The organism is Leifsonia sp. SIMBA_070, assembly GCF_046534635.1.
Lineage (GTDB): Bacteria > Actinomycetota > Actinomycetes > Actinomycetales > Microbacteriaceae > Leifsonia.
In genome coordinates this window covers 1-240 of sequence record NZ_JAWRYK010000861.1, presented here as the reverse complement: position 1 = coordinate 240, position 240 = coordinate 1, and the positions used below count along the sequence as shown (strand labels likewise).

The 240-nt window shown below is 72.9% G+C and carries 1 pseudogene; it reads right to left on the bottom strand.

Features of this window, described 5'->3' with window-relative positions:
• Window positions 1-240, bottom strand: a pseudogene (locus SB754_RS22680) (hypothetical protein); the annotation flags it as partial.

The following is a 240-nucleotide window of genomic DNA, read 5'->3' as shown; positions in this document are numbered from 1 at the left end:
GATCATCGAGCGCACGAGCGCGCGCACCGACGGGTCGGTCGGGTCCTCGACCTCGCGGGCCCGGGTCCTGAGGACCGGGTGCCCCATGCGGGCGATCTTGAGCAGGGCCATTTCGCTCCCCATGTGCCGGTTGCGGGCCGGTTTCGCCCGAGCCGTCGCGGCGTTGGCGCCGACGATCACCCCGTCGCCCAGGGTCGGATGTCGCTTGCCCGTCTCCAGCGAGGTGCCGCCGAGCGTGAC